Source organism: Pseudomonas sp. Z1-14, from assembly GCF_051132005.1.
In the GTDB taxonomy this organism is placed as follows: Bacteria; Pseudomonadota; Gammaproteobacteria; order Pseudomonadales; family Pseudomonadaceae; genus Aquipseudomonas.
In genome coordinates this window covers 3,753,778-3,772,033 of record NZ_CP071646.1, presented here as the reverse complement: position 1 = coordinate 3,772,033, position 18,256 = coordinate 3,753,778, and the positions used below count along the sequence as shown (strand labels likewise).

The window sequence follows — 18,256 nt, the reverse complement described above, 5'->3', positions numbered from 1 at the left end:
GCCATGCACCTGCTCAGGACCCAGCCCGGCGGTTTTGTCTCGGATGACAACATCGCCGACCTCGGACAAACCCCCGCCGAGCTGGTGATCCTGTGCAGCGGCGATTCCAGCCTGGCGCTGCTGGCCGAAGCGGCGCGGCAATTACCGGACGACTACCCGCAGTTTCGCCTCGCCAACCCGATGCAGGTGCAGAACCACGCGTCGGTGGACCTGTATGTCGACGACGTACTGCGCCACGCCAAGGTCATCATGTTGTCGCTGCACGGTGGCATCGGCTATTGGCGCTACGGCATCGAGCGCCTGATGGAACTGGCCGCGCGCGGCGTGAAGCTGATCCTGGTGCCGGGGGATGATCGCCCCGACCCGGAGCTCAGCGACCTGAGCAACGTAGCGTTCGAGGATCGCGACCGGCTCTGGCAGTTCTTGCGCCAGGGCGGATTGGCCAATGCCCTGAACCTGTTCCATCATCTCGGCAGCCAATGGTTTGCGCGCGATTATCCGTGGGCCGAACCGCAGCCCTTGCCGCGCACAGCGATCTACCACCCCGAACAAACCCACGCGACCCTCGATCATTGGCAAACCGACTGGCGCGCCGACGAACCGGTGGCGGCGGTGTTGTTCTATCGCTCACACCTGCAAGCGGCGAACACTGCTTTCATCGACATATTCTGCCAGCGCCTGCAAGCGGCGGGGCTCAATCCGCTGCCGATTGCCGTGGCGAGTCTCAAGGAACCCGGTTGTCTGGCACAGGTGGAAGATTGGTTGGACGAGGCAGCGGCGGGGGTGATTCTAAACACCACCGGCTTCGCCCAATCCAGCCCTGAAGCACCGCATCTGCGGCCGTTTCGCCGCGACATCCCGGTGATCCAGGCGATCTGCGCGCAGGACAATGAGCCCGGCTGGCGCGCCAGCGAACAAGGCCTGGGGCCACGCGACCTGGCGATGCACATCGCCCTGCCGGAACTGGATGGACGGATTATCAGCCGGCCCATCAGTTTCAAGGACCTGGCCTGGCGCAGCGAGCGCAGCCAGAGCGACGTGGTCTGCTACCGGGCGGTGCCCGAGCGCATGGATTTCGTTGCCGAGCTGGCCCGGCGCTGGACGGCGCTGGCGCGTCTGCCCAACCGCGAAAAGCGCGTGGCGCTGATCCTCGCCAACTACCCGACTCGTGATGGGCGCATCGGCAACGGTGTCGGCCTGGACACGCCGGCGGCGGCGCTGAATATCCTCCGCGCCCTGCAGGCCGAGGGCTATCCGCTGTCGGCCGAGCTGCCGGCCAGCGGCACCGCGTTGATCCATCAATTGCTCGGCGGCGTCAGCAACGATCTCGACAGCCTGGATTTGCGCCCGTGTCATCAAAGCCTGGCCCTGGACGCCTATCAAGCCATGTTCGACGCGCTACCCGAGGCCAATCGCGACGCGGTATTGGCCCGTTGGGGCGCGCCCGAGCAGGACCCGATGTTCCGCCAAGGTCGGCTGATGGTCGCCGGGTTGCGCCTGGGCCTGACGTTTGTCGGCATCCAGCCGGCGCGCGGGTATCAGCTTGACCCGAGCGCGGTCTACCACGACCCGGACCTGGTGCCGCCCCACGGTTACCTGGCGTTCTACTTCTGGTTACGCCACACCTACGGCGCCCATGCAATGATTCACGTCGGCAAGCACGGCAACCTCGAATGGCTGCCGGGCAAGGGCGTCGGGCTCTCGGAAAATTGCTGGCCGGATGCGCTGCTCGGACCGCTGCCGAACATCTACCCGTTCATCGTCAATGACCCGGGCGAGGGCGCCCAGGCCAAGCGACGCACACAGGCGGTAATCATCGATCACTTGATGCCGCCGCTGACCCGGGCCGAAACCTACGGGCCGCTGCGCAACCTCGAACTGCTCGCGGACGAATACTACGAGGCGCAACTGCTCGACCCGCGCCGCGCCCGGGAGCTGCAACGGGATATCCTCAACCTGGTGCGCGAGACCCACATCGACCGCGAACTGCAACTCGACGCCGCCCTCGACAGCGACGCCGACGCGGCGATCTGGCTGCCACGCCTGGACACCTACCTGTGCGACCTGAAGGAGTCGCAGATTCGCGACGGCCTGCATATCTTCGGCGAGTCGCCTGGCGGACGGTTGCGTATCGATACCTTGCTGGCGTTGCTGCGTATTCCCCGTGGCGACGGCAAGGGTGCGCAGTCGAGCCTGTTGCGGGCCCTGGCGAAGGCGTTCGGGTTGGGGTTCGATCCGCTCGATTGTGCCTTGGCCGAGCCATGGACCGGAACGCGGCCCGAGGCCCTGGGAGAGGTCAGCGCCGAGCCTTGGCGCAGCGTCGGTGACACTCGCGAGCGCCTGGAGTTGTTTGCTGCACGGTTGATCGAACAGGCCCTGGAAGGTCCGGTCGAGCAGCTCGACGCGCCGGGCTGGGACGCGGTGGGCTGCATCATCGAACACCTGCGCTGCGTCGTCGCGCCGCGCCTGGACGCCTGTGGTCCGGCGGAAATGCGCGGCTTGCTTGATGCCCTGGGTGGGCGCTTCGTGCCGGCCGGCCCCAGCGGTGCGCCGAGTCGTGGACGCCTGGATGTGCTGCCGACCGGACGCAATTTTTTCTCCGTCGATGTGCGCAACCTGCCCACCACCACGGCGTGGCGTATCGGCTTCCAATCGGCCAACCTGATCCTCGAACGGCACTTGCAGGACCACGGCGATCACCTGCGCCAGCTCGGTCTGTCGGTGTGGGGCACCGCGACCATGCGCACCGGTGGTGATGACATTGCCCAGGCCATGGCGCTGATGGGCGTGCGCCCGGTGTGGGCCACGGGCAGCCAGCGCGTCGACGATTTCGAAATCCTGCCGTTGAGCCTGCTGGACCGGCCCCGGGTCGATGTGACGCTGCGGGTCTCGGGGTTCTTCCGGGACGCCTTCGCCAACCTGATCCGCCTGTTCGATGCGGCGGTGCAGGCCGTTGCGGCCCTCGATGAGCCGGACGACATGAACCCGCTGGCGGCGAAAGTCCGCAGCGAATGCGAAGCCTTGCGGCAAACCGGACTGCCGTTGGAAGACGCGACGCGCCAGGCCGGCTGGCGGATCTTCGGCGCCAAGCCCGGCGCCTATGGTGCGGGCGTGCAGGGCGCTGTTGACGGACGTCTCTGGCAGAGCCGCGAAGACCTGGCCGAGGTGTACCTCAACTGGGGCGGCTACGCCTACGGCGCCAGTGATGAAGGCACCGCCGCGCGGGCTCAGTTCAGCCGGCGCCTGAGTCAGGTGCAAGCGGTGTTGCAGAACCAGGACAACCGCGAGCACGACCTGCTCGATTCCAACGATTACTACCAGTTCCAGGGCGGCATGCTCGCCGCCGTCGAAACCTTGAGTGGCGAAGCCGCGGCCAGTTACCACGGCGATCACAGCCAGCCGGAGTTGCCGAAAATCCGCACCCTGAAGGAAGAGCTCAACCGGGTCATCCGCTCCCGCGCGGCCAATCCGAAGTGGATCGACGGCGTCAAGCGCCATGGTTACAAGGGCGCGTTCGAACTGGCGGCGACGGTGGACAACCTGTTTGCCTTCGACGCTACCACGCAGCTGATCGATGATCACCAGTACGCCTTGCTGGCCGATGCCTACCTGCTCGATCCGAATACCCGGGACTTCGTCCGCCAGCACAACCCCGACGCCCTGCGGGACATGACCGAGCGAATGCTCGAAGCCCAGCAGCGGGGGATGTGGCAGGAACCGGGCGACTATCGCGAGGCGCTGGAGAATCTGTTGCTGGATATCGAAGAAGATGGCTGATTTGCCGATGACTGCCGGGCTTTTGTGGCGAGGGAGCTTGCTCCCGCTCGGCTGCGCAGCAGCCGTCATCCGTCATCCAGAAAAACGCCGAGACCTCAGGTTGTCGGGGCTGCTGCGCAGCCCAGCGGGAGCAAGCTCCCTCGCCCCGGGGACGTTTTTACATCCATGAGACATTCAACATGACCGACACCGCCCATTTTCCCCTTTCCGCCGTGGTCGGCGCCGATGCGCTGAAACTGGCCCTGTGCCTGGCGGCGATCGATCCGAAGATCGGCGGTGTGCTGATCGAAGGTCCACGGGGGATGGCCAAGTCCACGCTGGCCCGGGGCCTGGCGGATCTGTTGGCAAGCGGTCAGTTCGTGACCTTGCCACTGGGCGCCACCGAAGAACGGCTGGTGGGCACTCTGGACCTGAATGCCGCACTTGGGGAAGGGCGCGCGCAATTTTCCCCCGGCGTGCTGGCCAAGGCCGACGGTGGCGTGCTGTATGTCGATGAGGTGAACCTGTTGCCGGATCACCTGGTGGACCTGTTGCTGGACGTCGCGGCCAGCGGCACCAACCTGATCGAGCGCGACGGCATTTCCCACCGGCATCCGGCGCGTTTTGTGCTGATCGGCACCATGAACCCGGAGGAGGGCGAACTGCGTCCGCAATTGCTCGACCGTTTCGGCCTGAACGTGGCGCTTGACGGACACACGGCACCTGCCGAGCGCGGGCAGATCATTCGGCGGCGGCTGGATTTCGACAGCGATCCGGCGGCGTTCTGCGCCGAGTGGGAAACCGCCCAACGACAGTTGCGTGAGCGCTGCCAACAGGCGCGCGCGCGGTTGGCCGGGATCCCATTGGATGACACGGCGCTGGAGCAGGTTACCGAGCGCTGCTTCGCCGCTGGGGTCGATGGCTTGCGCGCCGACCTCGTCTGGTTGCGGGCCGCCCGTGCTCATGCCGCCTGGCGTGGCGCGGACGCCATCGCCGCCGAAGACATCGACGCCGTCGCCGAGTTTGCTTTGCGCCATCGGCGCCGCGACCCTGCGTCCCCGGCCCCCGCGCCGTCCCAGGCACCGTCGCCGCGCCCGAATGAAGCGAGCGAGTCCGGCGAAGGCCAGGGACTATGGGGTGATCTGCCGGCCCGGGCGCTGCCGACCGGTGCCCGGCGTGACGTGCCGAGCTGGCCAAAAAAGCCCTAGGCATTCGCCCCCGGTCGTCCGCGGGGGCGAATGCCAGACCCCGTCCGGGACTGCTCGACCAGGGCCGCCAGGGCCACGGCAAAGCGGCCGCCAGCGGTGCGGTGGATTGGCCAGGCACGTTGCTCAAGGGGCGTCCACGCCTGCTGGCGGATTTGCGTTTCAAATGGCGGCAGCGTTCAGCCCATGAGCTGTGGCTGGTGATCGTCGATGCGTCGGCCTCGACCCGTCGCCATCGCGCCTTGAGTGACGGCAAGGGCCTGCTGGCCCAACTGTTCGATGACGCCTACCGACAACGTGCACGGTTGGCGCTGTTGACGGCCAGCGGCGCCGCGCCGAGGTGGCAAGTGCAGGGGCTCAAGGCCTCTACTGGCCTTGGCGCTTGGCTCGACGCGCTGGGCGCCGGCGGCGGCACGCCGTTGCTGGCGGCGCTGGACGAGGCGCAGCGCTGGCTCATGATTCGGCGCAAGCGCTATCCGGCGGAGCAGCAGCGGGTGTTGCTGATGACCGATGGACGAGTCAAGGACGGGCTGGGCGTGCCGCCTCTCGAACGCCCGTGCCTGCTGATCGACATCGAGCGCGGCCCGATTCGCCTGGGCCGGGCGCGGCAACTGGCGGAGCAGTTGGGGGCTGAGTATCGGCATATCGATGAAGCGCACTGACTGAACTTTGCGGTGTAACGACAGGCCCCTTCGCGAGCAGGCTCGCTCCCACAGGGTGACGGGGCTTGCACTGGTTATGTGCCCACAGCGAAACCAATGTGGGAGCGAGCCTGCTCGCGAAGGCATCACCTCGGTCCAGGACCTCTATGTTCAATCTGCATCACTGCTCTATGCTCAGGCAGTCTCCACAGGAGTGAACCATGCGCGTACTCGTTACCAACGCGAAGGACGATTTCCGGGTCAAGGCCTATGCCGGCACCAACGGCGTGTTGCTCGCCATGGACCTGGCCGAGCCCCGGCGCAAGGGGCTGCTGGGTTTTGCCATCGAGAAACAGCAGGGCGCCAAGCCCTGGCTGTTCCTGTTCAACAGCCTGACGTTCCCCGACAAGGCGCACACCTTTCCCCAGTTCCATGCCACGCCCAGCGACAAGGCGCCCTTGCAGAAATTTCGCTGGGCCGATTACGCCGTCAACCCTGGCGTGACGATTCATTACCGCGTGCACCTGGCCTACGGCAACGCCGATGCGCCGCAACTGGGCGAATCCCTCGAAGTGAGCGTCACCAGTGATGACGGCCAGCCGGCCAACCAGCGGGTCATCTTCAATCGCGCGGTGGCCGCCAGTCAGGCGTTCCAGCGCAAGTTTCCCGAACTGGACGCACTCATTGACGCCAACAAGAACCTGTCCATCGACGACTGGCCCGACGCGCCGCGGCGCTGGCTGGAAAATGGCTTGCTGGGACGCCTGACCGGCTTCATCGATCGGGCGCTCGATGCCAACTGGGCGCTGGACGTCGCCATTTATGAGTACGAATTACCGGTGATCGTCGATGCGGTGAACGCTGCCCATGCCCGTGGTGCACGGGTCAGGGTGCTGTACCACGCCGAACCGGGGGATGACGGTACGCTGCGCAACGAAGCCAGCCTGGAAAAACTGCCAGCGGCGAACAAGCGTGGGCGGGTCACCCACAATATCTTCCACGACAAGTTCATCGTGCTGAGCAAAGTCGAAGGCAACGCGTCGCTGAAACCCGAGGCGGTGCTGTGCGGCAGCACCAATTTCACCGCCAATGGCATCTACCGCCAGGCCAATGTCATTCATGTGCTGGACGACCCGCGCATCAGCGCCAGTTACCTTCAGGTGTTCGAGCAGATCTGGGCCACGCCGGAGGATGTCGATGCCACGCGCCAATGGCTGACCCGTAACAACCCCATGGATGCAGACGAGAAACTGTTCGCCGGTTTCTCGCCGCGTACCGGGCAGGGCGATCTGGATCGCTTCGTCGACATCATCGACGGTGCGCGCAAGGACCTGCTGTTCGTCACGGCGTTTGCCTTGCCCGACCGGATCCTCGATGCCTTGCTCGGCCAGCCCAATGACGACGTGCTGCGCTACGGCCTGCAAAATACCACCAGCCGCATCAGCGGTTTTCACGCCGACCGCACCGCCGAATTCGCCGCCACCGCGCTGCTCAATACTGGCCTGGAAGGTTGGCTCAGGGAAAACATGAAAGGCCAGAAAGGCAACCTGCTGGTGCATACCAAAGCGGTGGTCACCGATTTCACCAGCGATGCGCCGACCATCATCAGCGGCAGCCATAATCTCAGCATCGCGGCGAGCAACGGCAACGACGAGAACTACCTCGTCATCCAGGGCGACACCGACCTGGCCGACCGCTACGGGCTCGAACTGCTGCGTTTCTACGAGCATTACCGCTTTCGCTACTTCGTGAAAAAACTCGCCCTCAAGCAGGTCAAGCCGCTGGCGGTGGATGACAGCTGGAGCGACGACTATTACCGCGAGGGGGATTTGCGGATGCTGTCCAGGGTGAGGTTTTGCGGGCGTTGAGCAGTAGCGAGAGCCGGTTTGGAGTGCTATTTTTAGCACCATTAAAAGTGCTCGAGGATATCTCATGACCCATATCGTGCTTTCTCAAGTGGTAGCCAGCATCTCCGAACTCAAGAAAAACCCCATGGGCACCGTTGCTGCAGGCGGAGGACTATCTGTAGCGATCCTCAACCGTAACGAGCCGGCTTTTTACTGTGTCCCTGCCAAAGAGTATGAAGCCATGATGGAGCGGCTTGAGGACATCGAGCTGGTTGCCCTTTGCCGCGAGCGGGAGAATGATCCGACGATCAAGGTTTCTCTCGATGACTTATGAGTTGGAGTTTTTTGATAACGCATGAAACAGGCAATTTGCGGCGGTAGGCGGGGAACGACTCCAGTGCTAGCATAGGGCCATCTATCAGCCTGGAAGCTGTCATGAAGCTCTGTCACGGAAAGTTCTTTCTGCTTCGCACCGGTGTCGCGGTCCTGTTGTTGGCCCTGGGCACTTCGGCCATCGCTGCCAACCAGCCGTGTTCCGGACGCAAGGGCGGCATTGCCGGATGTGACGGCGATACGTTCCTGTGCAACGACGGCTCCATCAGTGCTTCGAAAAGGTCCTGTTCCGCTGTGCTGGGGCTTCGCAATGAGGCTCGCCCGCAATCGCTGCTCAAGTCATCCGACGGCTGCCAATGCGGCAGCGGCAATTATTGCGTCGGTCCCCGGGGCGGGGTCTATTGCCTCACACCCGGCGGCAGCAAGAGTTACAAGCGTAAATAGACCGACTCCTTCCCAAGGCGCCGCGAATCCAAGTGGGAGCGAGCCTGCTCGCGAAAGCGTCAGGTCAGTCGGCATTGTTGTCGGCTGAAACACCGCCATCGCGAGCAGGCTCGCTCCCACAGGGCTAGCCACCCGCAGCGGCACCGATTTGGGGCCTCGCTACCCGCATCCGTGGCCAACGGTAGCAACCACGCAGCGACCCGCCGGGGTGCCCTCTGGCGTTGTATTCTTCCATCTCGCTGATTTTCCTCAAATTCCATTTTTCCCACCCATGCACATCAAGCCTGTGGCACACTTTCTGCTGTCTATTCCGTTGTTACATACCATGTTCCGGTATAGCGGAATAAACTCATCCTGGAGTGCTTGCCATGCAATGCCGACCTTCCTTGTTCAAAGCGTGTGTTTTTCTCTTCGCGGCCACGACGGCTGCCATGGGGGTCGCTCAGGCGGCCGACAGCAAGCTGGACAGCGTGCTGCAACGCGGGAAATTGATCGTAGGCACGGGCAGCACCAATGCGCCGTGGCACTTCCAGGGAGCGGATGGCAAGTTGCAGGGGTTCGATATCGATATCGCGCGGATCGTCGCCAAGGGTTTGTTCAATGACCCGGAAAAAGTCGAGTTCGTGGTGCAGTCTTCCGATGCAAGGATTCCCAACCTGCTGACCGACAAGGTCGACATGAGCTGCCAGTTCATTACGGTCACCGCCAGCCGAGCCCAACAGGTGGCATTTACCTTGCCGTACTACCGCGAAGGTGTAGGCCTGCTACTGCCGGCCAACAGCAAGTTCAAGGAAATCGAAGACCTCAAGGCCGCCGGCGACGACGTCACCGTGGCGGTGCTGCAGAACGTCTACGCCGAAGAACTGGTGCACCAGGCGCTGCCCCAGGCCAAGGTCGACCAGTACGACAGCGTCGACCTGATGTATCAGGCGGTGAACTCCGGCCGTGCCGATGCCGCTGCCACCGACCAGTCCTCGGTCAAATACCTGATGGTGCAGAACCCCGGTCGCTACCGCAGCCCGGCCTACGCCTGGAGTCCGCAAACCTACGCTTGCGCGGTCAAGCGCGGCGACCAGGACTGGTTGAACTTCGTCAACACTGCGCTGCATGAAGCCATGACCGGTGTGGAATTCCCGACCTATGCCGCATCGTTCAAACAGTGGTTCGGCGTCGAGCTGCCATCGCCGGCCATCGGTTTCCCCGTTGAATACAAATGACCCAGTGAGCCCGGGGCGCCACCGTTGGGCGCCCCGTCGAAGGTACTGCCGACCATGAATTATCAGTTGAACTTTGCCGCCGTCTGGCGCGATTTCGACACGCTGCTGGCGGGGCTTGGCCTGGGGCTTTCCCTCGCGCTGGTGTCGATCGCGATCGGTTGTGTGATCGGCCTGCTGCTGGCGTTCGCGCTGTTGAGCAAGCACCGCGTACTGCGGTTGTTGGCCTCGGTGTATGTCACGGTGATCCGCAATACACCGATCCTGGTGCTGATCCTGCTGATCTACTTCGCCTTGCCGAGCCTGGGTATTCGCCTGGACAAGCTGCCGTCGTTCGTCATCACGCTTTCGCTGTACGCCGGGGCCTACCTCACCGAAGTGTTCCGTGGCGGCCTGGTGAGTATTCACAAAGGGCAGCGGGAAGCAGGTCTGGCGATCGGCCTGGGCGAATGGCAGGTAAAGGCCTACGTCACCGTGCCGGTGATGCTGCGCAACGTGCTGCCGGCGTTGTCCAACAACTTCATTTCGCTGTTCAAGGACACCTCGCTGGCGGCGGCGATTGCCGTGCCGGAGCTGACCTACTATGCCCGCAAGATCAACGTGGAAAGCTACCGGGTGATTGAAACCTGGCTGATCACCACGGCCCTGTATGTCGCGGCCTGTTACCTCATTGCCATGTTGCTGCGTTACTTCGAGCAGCGCCTGGCGATCCGCCGTTAGGAGCGTTCCATGTACCAATCCCCTAGTTGGTTGCAGGAGTTGTGGGTCGCCCGGGAGACTTTGTGGGCCGGTTTCCTGACCAGCGTGCAATGTTCGGCGCTGGCGATTGTGTTGGGCACCTTGATCGGTGTCGTCGCCGGGTTGGCGCTGACTTATGGCCGGGTCTGGATGCGCGCGCCGTTTCGTTTCTACGTCGACCTGATTCGCGGTACGCCGGTATTTGTGCTGGTACTGGCCTGCTTCTACATGGCCCCGGCCCTGGGTTGGCAGATCGGTGCGTTCGAGGCTGGCGTCCTCGGATTGACGCTGTTCTGCGGCTCCCACGTGGCCGAGATCGTGCGCGGTGCCTTGCAGGCCTTGCCGCGTGGGCAAATGGAGGCGAGCCAGGCCATCGGCCTGACGTTTTTCCAGTCGCTCGGTTATGTGCTTTTGCCCCAGGCCTTGCGGCAGATCCTGCCGACCTGGGTGAACTCCTCCACCGAGATCGTCAAGGCCTCGACGCTGCTGTCGGTGATCGGTGTCGCCGAACTGCTGCTCAGCACCCAGCAGATCATCGCCCGGACCTTCATGACCCTGGAGTTCTACCTGTTCGCCGGTTTTCTCTTTTTCATCATCAACTACGCCATCGAATTGCTCGGGCGGCACATTGAAAAGCGGGTGGCCTTGCCATGACTGACGTTTCCCTTTCAAACGCGCAACCGCTGCTGGACATCCGTGGCCTGCGCAAACAATACGGCCCGCTGGAAGTGCTCAAGGGCGTGGACCTGAGCATGCAGCGCGGCAACGTGGTGACGTTGATCGGCTCCAGTGGCTCGGGCAAGACCACGCTGCTGCGTTGCGTCAACATGCTCGAAGAATTCCAGGGCGGGCGGATCGTGCTCGACGGCGAGTCCATCGGTTATGACGAGGTGGACGGCAAGCGCGTGCGTCACGCCGAAAAAGTCATCGCCAGGCACCGGGCCATGACCGGGATGGCCTTCCAGCAATTCAACCTGTTCCCGCATCTGAGCGCTTTGCAGAACGTCACCCTGGGCCTGCTCAAGGTGAAAAAACTGCCGAAGGACGAAGCGGTGGCCCTGGCCGAGAAATGGCTGCAGCGGGTCGGCCTGCTGGAACGGCGCGATCACTTTCCCGGTCAGTTGTCCGGCGGCCAGCAGCAGCGTGTGGCGATTGCCCGGGCGATCGCGATGAACCCCAGCCTGATGTTGTTCGACGAAGTGACCTCGGCCCTGGATCCGGAGCTGGTCGGCGAGGTGCTGAACGTGATCAAGGGCCTGGCCGAAGACGGCATGACCATGCTGCTGGTGACCCACGAGATGCGCTTTGCCTTCGAGGTCTCCGACAAGATCGTTTTCATGAACCAGGGCCGCATCGAAGAGCAGGGGCCGCCGAAGGAATTGTTCGAGCGCCCTCAATCGCCGCGCCTGGCGGAATTTCTCAAGAACACCCGTTTTTAAGTCCATCCAATAAGGAGTAACTCATGAGCATTACGCGCTATGGCACCGGCAGCACCGCGGGCGGCGGACAGCCGCGGCCCTTCGCTCGCGCCGTGCAGGCCGATGGCTGGTTGCACGTGTCCGGCCAGGTGCCCGCGGTGAATGGCGAGATCGTCGCTGGCGGCATCGTCGAGCAGACGCACCAGACCATGAAGAACCTGATCGCCATTCTCGAAGAGGCCGGCTATGGCCTGGAAGATGTTGTGCGTTGCGGCGTCTGGCTGGATGACCCACGGGATTTCTGGAGTTTCAACAAGGTCTTCGGCGAATACTTCAGCCCCGAACACGCCCCGGCCCGGGCCTGTGTGCAGGCGAGCATGATGGTTGACTGCAAGGTCGAGATCGATTGCATCGCCTACAAGAAAAAGGCCTGAACACGATATTCTGGCGAGGCCACTTTCCGTGGCGAGGGAGCTTGCTCCCGCTGGCCTGCGCAGCAGGCCCATTTTTACGACTGCTGCGCAGCCGAGCGGGAGCAAGCTCCCTCGCCACAAGGGTTTTTTGCCCGATGAAAATTGAGATCTCAGGAACCGCAGACATGACCGAAGACACCATCAAACGCCGGGCCCGGGGATTGGATCGGGCGTTCGATATCCTCGATTTCCTCAAGGAAATCGGCCAGCCGCTGCGCCCGAACGATATTGCCAGCGGCATCGGCAGCCCCAAGTCCACGGTCTACGAACTGGTGGCGTCGCTGCTCGAGCGGCGCATTCTCGAGCCGGTCGGCAAGGACGGCCACGTCTACCTGGGGCGGCAGTTGTATTTTCTCGGGCAGGCGCACCTGCGGCATTTCGACCTCAGCCGCGAGGCCGACCAGGCCTTGCAGGAGATCGTTCGCCAGACCCGCGAAACCGCGCAGATGTGCCTGCTCAACGGGCGCAAATACACCGTCGCGCTGATGAAGGAAGGCGAGCGGCACTTTCGCATTTCCTCGGACATCGGTGAGAACGCGCCGATCCCCTGGACCGCGTCCGGGCGCCTGCTGCTGGCGCATCTGAGCGATCAGCAGATCGTCGACCTGATCGACCCCGACGACTTCATCCTGCCGGGCGGCGAGCGTTTGCCCCTGGAGCAGTTTCTCAAGGAAATCCGTCAGGCCGGTGTCGATGGATTTTTCTCCTTCGACAGTGTGGCCGACACCTTCACGCATTGCTTCGCCGCGCCGGTCAAAGACCCCAGTGGCGTGGCCATCGCGACGCTGTGCATCGTCGCCCCGAGGGCCGACGCCAAGAACAATTATGCCGACTACCGCCGGGTGCTGATCGAGAGCGCCAACAACCTGGCCCGTCGCATCAACGAATAGACAGCCGCGGCTGTATGAGGAGTTCGAACATGTCTTCTGCCATTGATAACGCCGGTGTCGAAAAGGGCGCCGCTTCCCTGGGCGCCCATCTGTTGCGCGATGTCAGCCTGCCGGCCCTGGTACTGCATCGCGAGGCACTGGAGCACAATATCCGCTGGATGCAGAAGTTTGTCAGCGACAGCGGCGCCGAGCTGGCGCCCCACGGCAAGACCAGCATGACCCCGGCGCTGTTTCGCCGCCAGCTCGAGGCCGGCGCCTGGGGCCTGACCCTGGCCACCGCAGTGCAGACCCGCGCCGCCTACGCCCATGGCGTGCGCCGGGTGCTGATGGCCAATCAATTGGTGGGCCGGCCGAACATGGCGCTGATCGCCGATCTGCTGGCCGCCCCGGCGTTCGAGTTCCATTGCCTGGTGGATCATCCGGACAACGTCGCCGAACTGGGGGCTTATTTCGCCTCGCGCGGCGCACGGTTGAACGTGATGATCGAGTACGGCGTGGTCGGCGGTCGTTGTGGTTGCCGGACCGAAGCCGAGGTACTTGCGCTGGCCGAGGCCATCGGTGCGCAACCGGCGTTGGCCTTGACCGGTATCGAAGGTTACGAAGGGGTGATCCACGGCGATCACGCCATCAGCGGCATCCGGGCGTTCGCCGGGTCCCTCGTTGGGCTGGCGATGCAGTTGCAGGACAGCGGCGCGTTTGCCAACGACAAACCCATCATCACCGCCTCGGGTTCGGCCTGGTACGACCTGATCGCAGAATCCTTCGAGGCGCGCAATGCCCATGGGCGCTTTCTCAGCGTGTTGCGACCTGGCAGTTATGTGGCCCACGACCATGGCATCTACAAGGAGGCGCAATGCTGTGTGCTGGAGCGCCGCAGTGACCTGCACGAAGGCTTGCGTCCAGCGCTGGAAGTCTGGGCCCACGTGCAATCGCTGCCGGAGCCGGGCTTTGCGGTGATTGCCCTGGGCAAGCGCGACGTGGCCTACGACGCCGGGTTGCCGGTGCCGCTCAAGCGCTACACGCCGGGTTCGGAATCGGCGACGGGGGACGACGTCAGCGGCTGCAAGGTGACCGCAGTGATGGACCAACATGCGTTCATGAGCGTGGCGCCGGGCGTTGAACTGCGGGTGGGCGACATCATTGCGTTCGGCACGTCCCATCCGTGCCTGACGTTCGACAAGTGGCGGGTGGGGTGTCTGGTGGATGAGGGGTTGCGGGTGGTCGAGAGCATGGAGACTTGTTTTTAAGAGTTGAGACCAAGTCGCGGCCTTCGCGAGCAGGCTCGCTCCCACAATTGGATCGCGGGTGACCAAGCGATCACCTGTGGGAGCGAGCCTGCTCGCGAAAGCGGCCCGCAACACACCGCTGAAATATCAGGATAACTCATGAGCAACACCAGACCCCGCATCGCCCTCATCGGCGAATGCATGATCGAACTGCAACACCGCGCCGACGGCAGCCTGCAGCAAAGCTTCGGCGGCGATACGCTGAACGCCGCGGTCTACCTGGCCCGGGCGTTGGGCGACAACGGCGCTGTGGATTACGTCACCGCGCTGGGCGACGACAGTTTCAGCGATGCCATGTGCCAGGGCTGGGCCGCCGAAAACATTGGTTTGGGCATGGTCCAGCGCTTGCCCGGGCGCCTGCCGGGCCTGTATTGCATCCAGACCGACGCGACGGGCGAGCGCCGCTTCCTGTACTGGCGCAACGAGGCGGCGGTGCGTGATTGCTTCACCTCGCCAGCCGCCGCGCCGATTCTCGCAGCGTTGGCCGACTACGATGTGCTGTATTTCAGCGGCGTGACCCTGGCGGTGATTGGCGAGCAGGGCCGGCGCAAACTCATCGACACGCTGGTCGAGGCGCGTCGGCGCGGGGCCCAGGTGGTGTTCGACAACAACTACCGGCCGAGGCTCTGGGCCTCGGTCGAGGCGGCCCGTGCGGCTTATCGCAGCGTGCTGCCCTACGTCGAGCTGGCGTTGTTGACCGTGGACGACGAACAGGCGCTGTTCGGCCATGCCGACAGCGAGGCGGTGTTCGCTGCCTATGCACAATTGGGAACGCCTGAAGTGGTGCTCAAGCGCGGCGCCGAGGCTTGTCTGATTCGTTGCGACGGCCGGTCATATGAGGTGCCTACCCTGCGGGTCGAGCGGGTGGTGGACACGACGGCGGCGGGAGACTCGTTCAGCGCCGCCTACCTGGCGAGCCGCTTGCTCGGCGGCAGCCCGGCGGAAGCCGCCGAGGCCGGGCATTTGCTGGCGAGCCGGGTGATCCAGGTGCCGGGGGCGTTGATTCCCCGGCAGTGACATCACGTCCCTGTGGCGAGGGAGCTTGCTCCCGCTGGCCTGCGCAGCAGGCCCATCCTTTGCGACTGCTGCGCAGCCGAGCGGGAGCAAGCTCCCTCGCCACAAAGGGCCGGTCCGCGCCCGGCATCGCTTCAGTCGCGGTAAAACACCTGCACCAAGTGATAGCCGAACTTGCTCTTGATCGGTCCGTGCACCACCCGCAGCGGTTTCTTGAAAATCACCGCATCGATCGCGCCGACCATCTGCCCAGGGCGTACCTCACCCAAGTCCCCGCCGCGCTTGCCAGAGGGGCAGGTGGAGTACTTTTTTGCCAGCACGTCAAACGCTTCGCCCTTGGCGATGCGTTGCTTGAGCTGTTCGGCTTCTTCGGCGGTTTTCACCAGGATATGGCGGGCTTGGGCTTTCATTGCAGCGGTGACCTGAGCGGTGCAAAAGGGCGGCGATTATGCCTCAAGTCAGCTGCCATGGTTGATCATCGTCCGAATCTTGTTGGCCAGGAGATCGAGGGTGAAAGGCTTGGCAACCATGTCCATGCCTTGCTCGAGGAACCCCTGGCGCTCGGTGGCTTTTTGCGCATAACCGGTCATGAACAGGACCTTCAACTCGGGCCTGTGCTGACGGGCGATTTCAGCCAACTGCCGGCCGTTCATGCCTGGCAGGCCGACATCGGTCACCAGCAGGTCGATGCGCTGCCCGGATTCCAGCAACAGCAGAGCCTGCCGGCCGTCCTCGGCTTCGAGGGCGGTGTAGCCCAAGGTGGCCAGCAGGTCGAGCACGAGCATGCGCACCGCCGGTTCGTCTTCGACCAGCAACACGGTTTCCCCGGCAATGGCCGGCGGCGCGTCCGTGGCCGCCGGCGCAGCGGGTTGTTCGGTCGCGGCAACGCGCAGCCGCGGCAAGTACAGCTGCACCCGCGTGCCCTGGCCTGGGACGCTGTCCAGGCTCAGGTGTCCGCCGGACTGCTGGGCAAAGCCGTAGATCATCGAAAGGCCGAGGCCGGTGCCCTGGCCGATGGGCTTGGTAGTGAAGAACGGATCGAAGGCCTTGGCCAGCACGGCGGGGGTCATGCCGCTGCCGTTGTCGCGCACGGCGATCATCACGTAGTCCCCAGCCTTGACCGGTTCCAGCGTGCTGATGTCGCTGCCGTCGAGGTAGACGTTAGCGGTTTCGATGGTCAACTCGCCGCCGTCGGGCATCGCGTCCCTGGCGTTGATCACCAGGTTGAGCAGGGCGTTTTCCAGTTGGCTGGCATCGGTACTGACGGGCCACAGCTCATCGGCCAGTTCAAGCCGCAGCACGATGTGATCGCCGGTGGTACGGCTCAACAGGTCTTCGAGAGAGCGCACCAGGCCATTGGCGTCCAAGGGTTTGCGGTCCAGCGACTGGCGCCGGGAAAAGGCCAGCAGGCGATGGGTCAGGGCCGCGGCACGGTTGGCCGAGGAGATGGCCGCTTCGGTAAACCGGCCTATCTCGGCGGCGCGGCCCGAGGCGATGTAGCGCTGCATCAGGTCCAGGCTGCCGAGAATACCGGTGAGCATATTGTTGAAGTCATGAGCAATGCCGCCGGTGAGCTGGCCCACCGCTTCCATTTTCTGCGCATGGCGCAGCGCTTCTTCGGCGCGTTCGCGCTCGAACATCTCGCTTTGCAGGCGATGGTTGGCCTCGGCCAGTTGCTGGGTGCGGGCGATTACCCGTTCCTCCAGCGTTTCGTTGAGATTACGCAGCGCTTCTTCGGTTTTCTTGCGCTCGGTTTCGTCGATCACGAAGATGTAGAAGCCGTTCACCGCGCCGTCACTGCCATGGCGCGGCAGGTAGTTGATCAATGCATGCCGTGGCCGGCCATCGCGATGGGCCGACTGCACGGTGAAACTGCACGGCTTGCCCGCCAGGGCGCCGGCGATCTGTTCGGCGCGCGCCGCGTACGCTTCGTCGCCGATGACCTCGCGAATGGTCTTGCCGTACAGCTCCTGCGGGGTCAGCCCGTACCAGTTCAGGTAGGCGCTGTTGTTCAGGCGGAAACGCTCTTCGCGATCGACATAGCTGATCAGCACCGGCATGGCGTTGATGATCAGTTGCAGCTCGGTCTGGCTCTGGCGCAGGGCGTGCTCGGTGCGCTTGCGCTCGGTCAGGTCCAGCGCCGCGCCAAGGAAGCGCTTGGGCCGGCCGTGGCGATCCTTGTAGCAGCGCCCGCGCACGAATACCCAGCGCAGTTCACCGTCGGGCTGCAGCAGCCGGTACTCCTCGGCATATTCGGTGCCGTGGGTGATGCAATGCCTGATGCTGCGCGCGACCATCGCCCGGTCTTCGGGGTGCACGCCTTCCAGGTACGCGCTGATCGGCAGTTGCCGCGACAGGCTCGGATCGACGCCATGCAGCAGGGCGAAATGCGCATCGGCGATGAAGCGGTCTTCGCTGATGTCCCAGTCCCAGGTCCCCAGCGCATCGGTGGCCGCCAGCGCCAGTTGCAAGCGCTCCTCGCTTTCCTGCTGGGCCTTGAGGCTGGCCTCGGAACGCCGCTCGAATTCCTGGGCCAGCCGGCGTCTTTCGCTGGTCTCGATGGCCGTCACCAGGATGCCGGCGACACTGGCGCTTTCGTCGTGTATCGGGCTGTAGGTCAGGTCGAGCCACACGTCACAGAGGCGGCCACTGAAGGGCATGCGCCACCGTTTGTCGCGGCAGGCGTACATGCGCCCTTGCAACACGCTGTGATAAATCCCCTCGGTCTCGCCCCGAAGTTCAGGCCAGGCCGTGTGGGTGGGCTGGCCGAAGGCCCTGGGGTGCTTGTCGCCGACCAGCCGAGCATAGGCGTCGTTGTACAGATGGGTCAGCTGCGGCCCCCACAGCACGGCCATCGGCATGGGCGAGTGGAGCATGATGTCCACGGCGGTGCGCAGGCTCTGTGGCCAGGTATCGATGGCGCCCAAGGGGCTGGCGGTCCAGTCCTGACGGGCGATCAATTGCTGTGTGTCGCTGCCGGCGGGTATTGCATTCATC

General features: G+C 63.9%; 16 protein-coding genes. 14 read left to right on the top strand and 2 right to left on the bottom strand.

Going from position 1 to position 18,256, the window contains the following annotated elements:
* Positions 1-3 precede the first annotated feature (3 nt).
* The 14 genes from cobN (at position 4) to J3P89_RS16805 (ending at position 15,262) form a co-directional block, all read left to right on the top strand.
* A complete protein-coding gene (gene cobN / locus J3P89_RS16870) occupies positions 4-3,777 on the top strand; it encodes a cobaltochelatase subunit CobN (RefSeq protein ID WP_434694987.1) in 3,774 nt (1,257 codons plus the stop codon).
* Positions 3,778-3,956: 179 nt separating this feature from the next.
* On the top strand, positions 3,957-4,964 hold the full coding sequence (locus J3P89_RS16865) for an ATP-binding protein (RefSeq protein ID WP_434694986.1): 1,008 nt from the start codon (positions 3,957-3,959) through the stop codon (positions 4,962-4,964).
* Between the two features lie 101 nt (positions 4,965-5,065).
* Positions 5,066-5,623 (top strand): vWA domain-containing protein, encoded by a 558-nt coding sequence (locus J3P89_RS16860; protein ID WP_434694985.1) that lies wholly within the window; start codon positions 5,066-5,068, stop codon positions 5,621-5,623.
* Between the two features lie 200 nt (positions 5,624-5,823).
* Entirely contained in the window at positions 5,824-7,470 is a 1,647-nt protein-coding gene (locus J3P89_RS16855; protein WP_434694984.1) for a phospholipase D-like domain-containing protein, read from the top strand.
* Positions 7,471-7,534: 64 nt separating this feature from the next.
* The gene (locus J3P89_RS16850) at positions 7,535-7,783 is read left to right on the top strand and encodes a type II toxin-antitoxin system Phd/YefM family antitoxin (protein ID WP_434603963.1); all 249 of its coding nucleotides are present in this window, start codon (positions 7,535-7,537) and stop codon (positions 7,781-7,783) included.
* A gap of 101 nt (positions 7,784-7,884) precedes the next feature.
* The gene (locus J3P89_RS16845; RefSeq protein WP_434603965.1) at positions 7,885-8,226 is read left to right on the top strand and encodes a hypothetical protein; all 342 of its coding nucleotides are present in this window, start codon (positions 7,885-7,887) and stop codon (positions 8,224-8,226) included.
* A gap of 368 nt (positions 8,227-8,594) precedes the next feature.
* A complete protein-coding gene (locus J3P89_RS16840; RefSeq protein WP_434568888.1) occupies positions 8,595-9,443 on the top strand; it encodes a transporter substrate-binding domain-containing protein in 849 nt (282 codons plus the stop codon).
* Between the two features lie 54 nt (positions 9,444-9,497).
* Positions 9,498-10,160 carry an amino acid ABC transporter permease gene (locus J3P89_RS16835; protein ID WP_434694983.1) on the top strand — a complete coding sequence of 221 codons (663 nt, stop codon included), beginning with the start codon at positions 9,498-9,500 and terminating at the stop codon, positions 10,158-10,160.
* A gap of 9 nt (positions 10,161-10,169) precedes the next feature.
* Positions 10,170-10,832 (top strand): amino acid ABC transporter permease, encoded by a 663-nt coding sequence (locus J3P89_RS16830; RefSeq protein WP_434568886.1) that lies wholly within the window; start codon positions 10,170-10,172, stop codon positions 10,830-10,832.
* Positions 10,829-11,617 (top strand): amino acid ABC transporter ATP-binding protein, encoded by a 789-nt coding sequence (locus J3P89_RS16825; RefSeq protein ID WP_305495315.1) that lies wholly within the window; start codon positions 10,829-10,831, stop codon positions 11,615-11,617. The genes J3P89_RS16830 and J3P89_RS16825 overlap by 4 nt, the downstream gene beginning before the upstream one ends.
* A gap of 23 nt (positions 11,618-11,640) precedes the next feature.
* The gene (locus tag J3P89_RS16820; RefSeq protein ID WP_434694982.1) at positions 11,641-12,030 is read left to right on the top strand and encodes a RidA family protein; all 390 of its coding nucleotides are present in this window, start codon (positions 11,641-11,643) and stop codon (positions 12,028-12,030) included.
* A 164-nt stretch (positions 12,031-12,194) separates the two neighbouring features.
* Positions 12,195-12,959 (top strand): IclR family transcriptional regulator, encoded by a 765-nt coding sequence (locus tag J3P89_RS16815; protein WP_434624435.1) that lies wholly within the window; start codon positions 12,195-12,197, stop codon positions 12,957-12,959.
* 29 nt (positions 12,960-12,988) lie between these two features.
* The gene (locus tag J3P89_RS16810; protein WP_434694981.1) at positions 12,989-14,206 is read left to right on the top strand and encodes an amino acid deaminase; all 1,218 of its coding nucleotides are present in this window, start codon (positions 12,989-12,991) and stop codon (positions 14,204-14,206) included.
* Positions 14,207-14,344: 138 nt separating this feature from the next.
* Positions 14,345-15,262 carry a sugar kinase gene (locus J3P89_RS16805; RefSeq protein ID WP_434694979.1) on the top strand — a complete coding sequence of 306 codons (918 nt, stop codon included), beginning with the start codon at positions 14,345-14,347 and terminating at the stop codon, positions 15,260-15,262.
* Between the two features lie 131 nt (positions 15,263-15,393).
* Here the strand turns inward: J3P89_RS16805 and J3P89_RS16800 are convergent, their stop codons facing one another.
* Both J3P89_RS16800 and J3P89_RS16795 read right to left on the bottom strand, forming a co-directional pair.
* Positions 15,394-15,669, bottom strand: coding sequence for a peptidylprolyl isomerase (locus J3P89_RS16800; protein ID WP_019690952.1), 276 nt, complete (start codon positions 15,667-15,669; stop codon positions 15,394-15,396).
* A gap of 48 nt (positions 15,670-15,717) precedes the next feature.
* The gene (locus J3P89_RS16795) at positions 15,718-18,255 is read right to left on the bottom strand and encodes a PAS domain-containing protein (RefSeq protein WP_434694978.1); all 2,538 of its coding nucleotides are present in this window, start codon (positions 18,253-18,255) and stop codon (positions 15,718-15,720) included.
* Position 18,256: the final 1 nt, after the last annotated feature.

What these genes read in the sequence shown, in the direction of transcription:
- cobN (WP_434694987.1), top strand. Translation starts at nt 4, where the DNA reads ATGCACCTGCTCAGGACCCAGCCCGGCGGTTTTGTCTCGGATGACAAC.
- J3P89_RS16865 (WP_434694986.1), top strand. Translation starts at nt 3,957, where the DNA reads ATGACCGACACCGCCCATTTTCCCCTTTCCGCCGTGGTCGGCGCCGAT.
- J3P89_RS16855 (WP_434694984.1), top strand. Translation starts at nt 5,824, where the DNA reads ATGCGCGTACTCGTTACCAACGCGAAGGACGATTTCCGGGTCAAGGCC.
- J3P89_RS16850 (WP_434603963.1), top strand. Translation starts at nt 7,535, where the DNA reads ATGACCCATATCGTGCTTTCTCAAGTGGTAGCCAGCATCTCCGAACTC.
- J3P89_RS16845 (WP_434603965.1), top strand. Translation starts at nt 7,885, where the DNA reads ATGAAGCTCTGTCACGGAAAGTTCTTTCTGCTTCGCACCGGTGTCGCG.
- J3P89_RS16840 (WP_434568888.1), top strand. Translation starts at nt 8,595, where the DNA reads ATGCAATGCCGACCTTCCTTGTTCAAAGCGTGTGTTTTTCTCTTCGCG.
- J3P89_RS16835 (WP_434694983.1), top strand. Translation starts at nt 9,498, where the DNA reads ATGAATTATCAGTTGAACTTTGCCGCCGTCTGGCGCGATTTCGACACG.
- J3P89_RS16830 (WP_434568886.1), top strand. Translation starts at nt 10,170, where the DNA reads ATGTACCAATCCCCTAGTTGGTTGCAGGAGTTGTGGGTCGCCCGGGAG.
- J3P89_RS16825 (WP_305495315.1), top strand. Translation starts at nt 10,829, where the DNA reads ATGACTGACGTTTCCCTTTCAAACGCGCAACCGCTGCTGGACATCCGT.
- J3P89_RS16820 (WP_434694982.1), top strand. Translation starts at nt 11,641, where the DNA reads ATGAGCATTACGCGCTATGGCACCGGCAGCACCGCGGGCGGCGGACAG.
- J3P89_RS16815 (WP_434624435.1), top strand. Translation starts at nt 12,195, where the DNA reads ATGACCGAAGACACCATCAAACGCCGGGCCCGGGGATTGGATCGGGCG.
- J3P89_RS16810 (WP_434694981.1), top strand. Translation starts at nt 12,989, where the DNA reads ATGTCTTCTGCCATTGATAACGCCGGTGTCGAAAAGGGCGCCGCTTCC.
- J3P89_RS16805 (WP_434694979.1), top strand. Translation starts at nt 14,345, where the DNA reads ATGAGCAACACCAGACCCCGCATCGCCCTCATCGGCGAATGCATGATC.
- J3P89_RS16800 (WP_019690952.1), bottom strand. Translation starts at nt 15,669, where the DNA reads ATGAAAGCCCAAGCCCGCCATATCCTGGTGAAAACCGCCGAAGAAGCC.
- J3P89_RS16795 (WP_434694978.1), bottom strand. Translation starts at nt 18,255, where the DNA reads ATGAATGCAATACCCGCCGGCAGCGACACACAGCAATTGATCGCCCGT.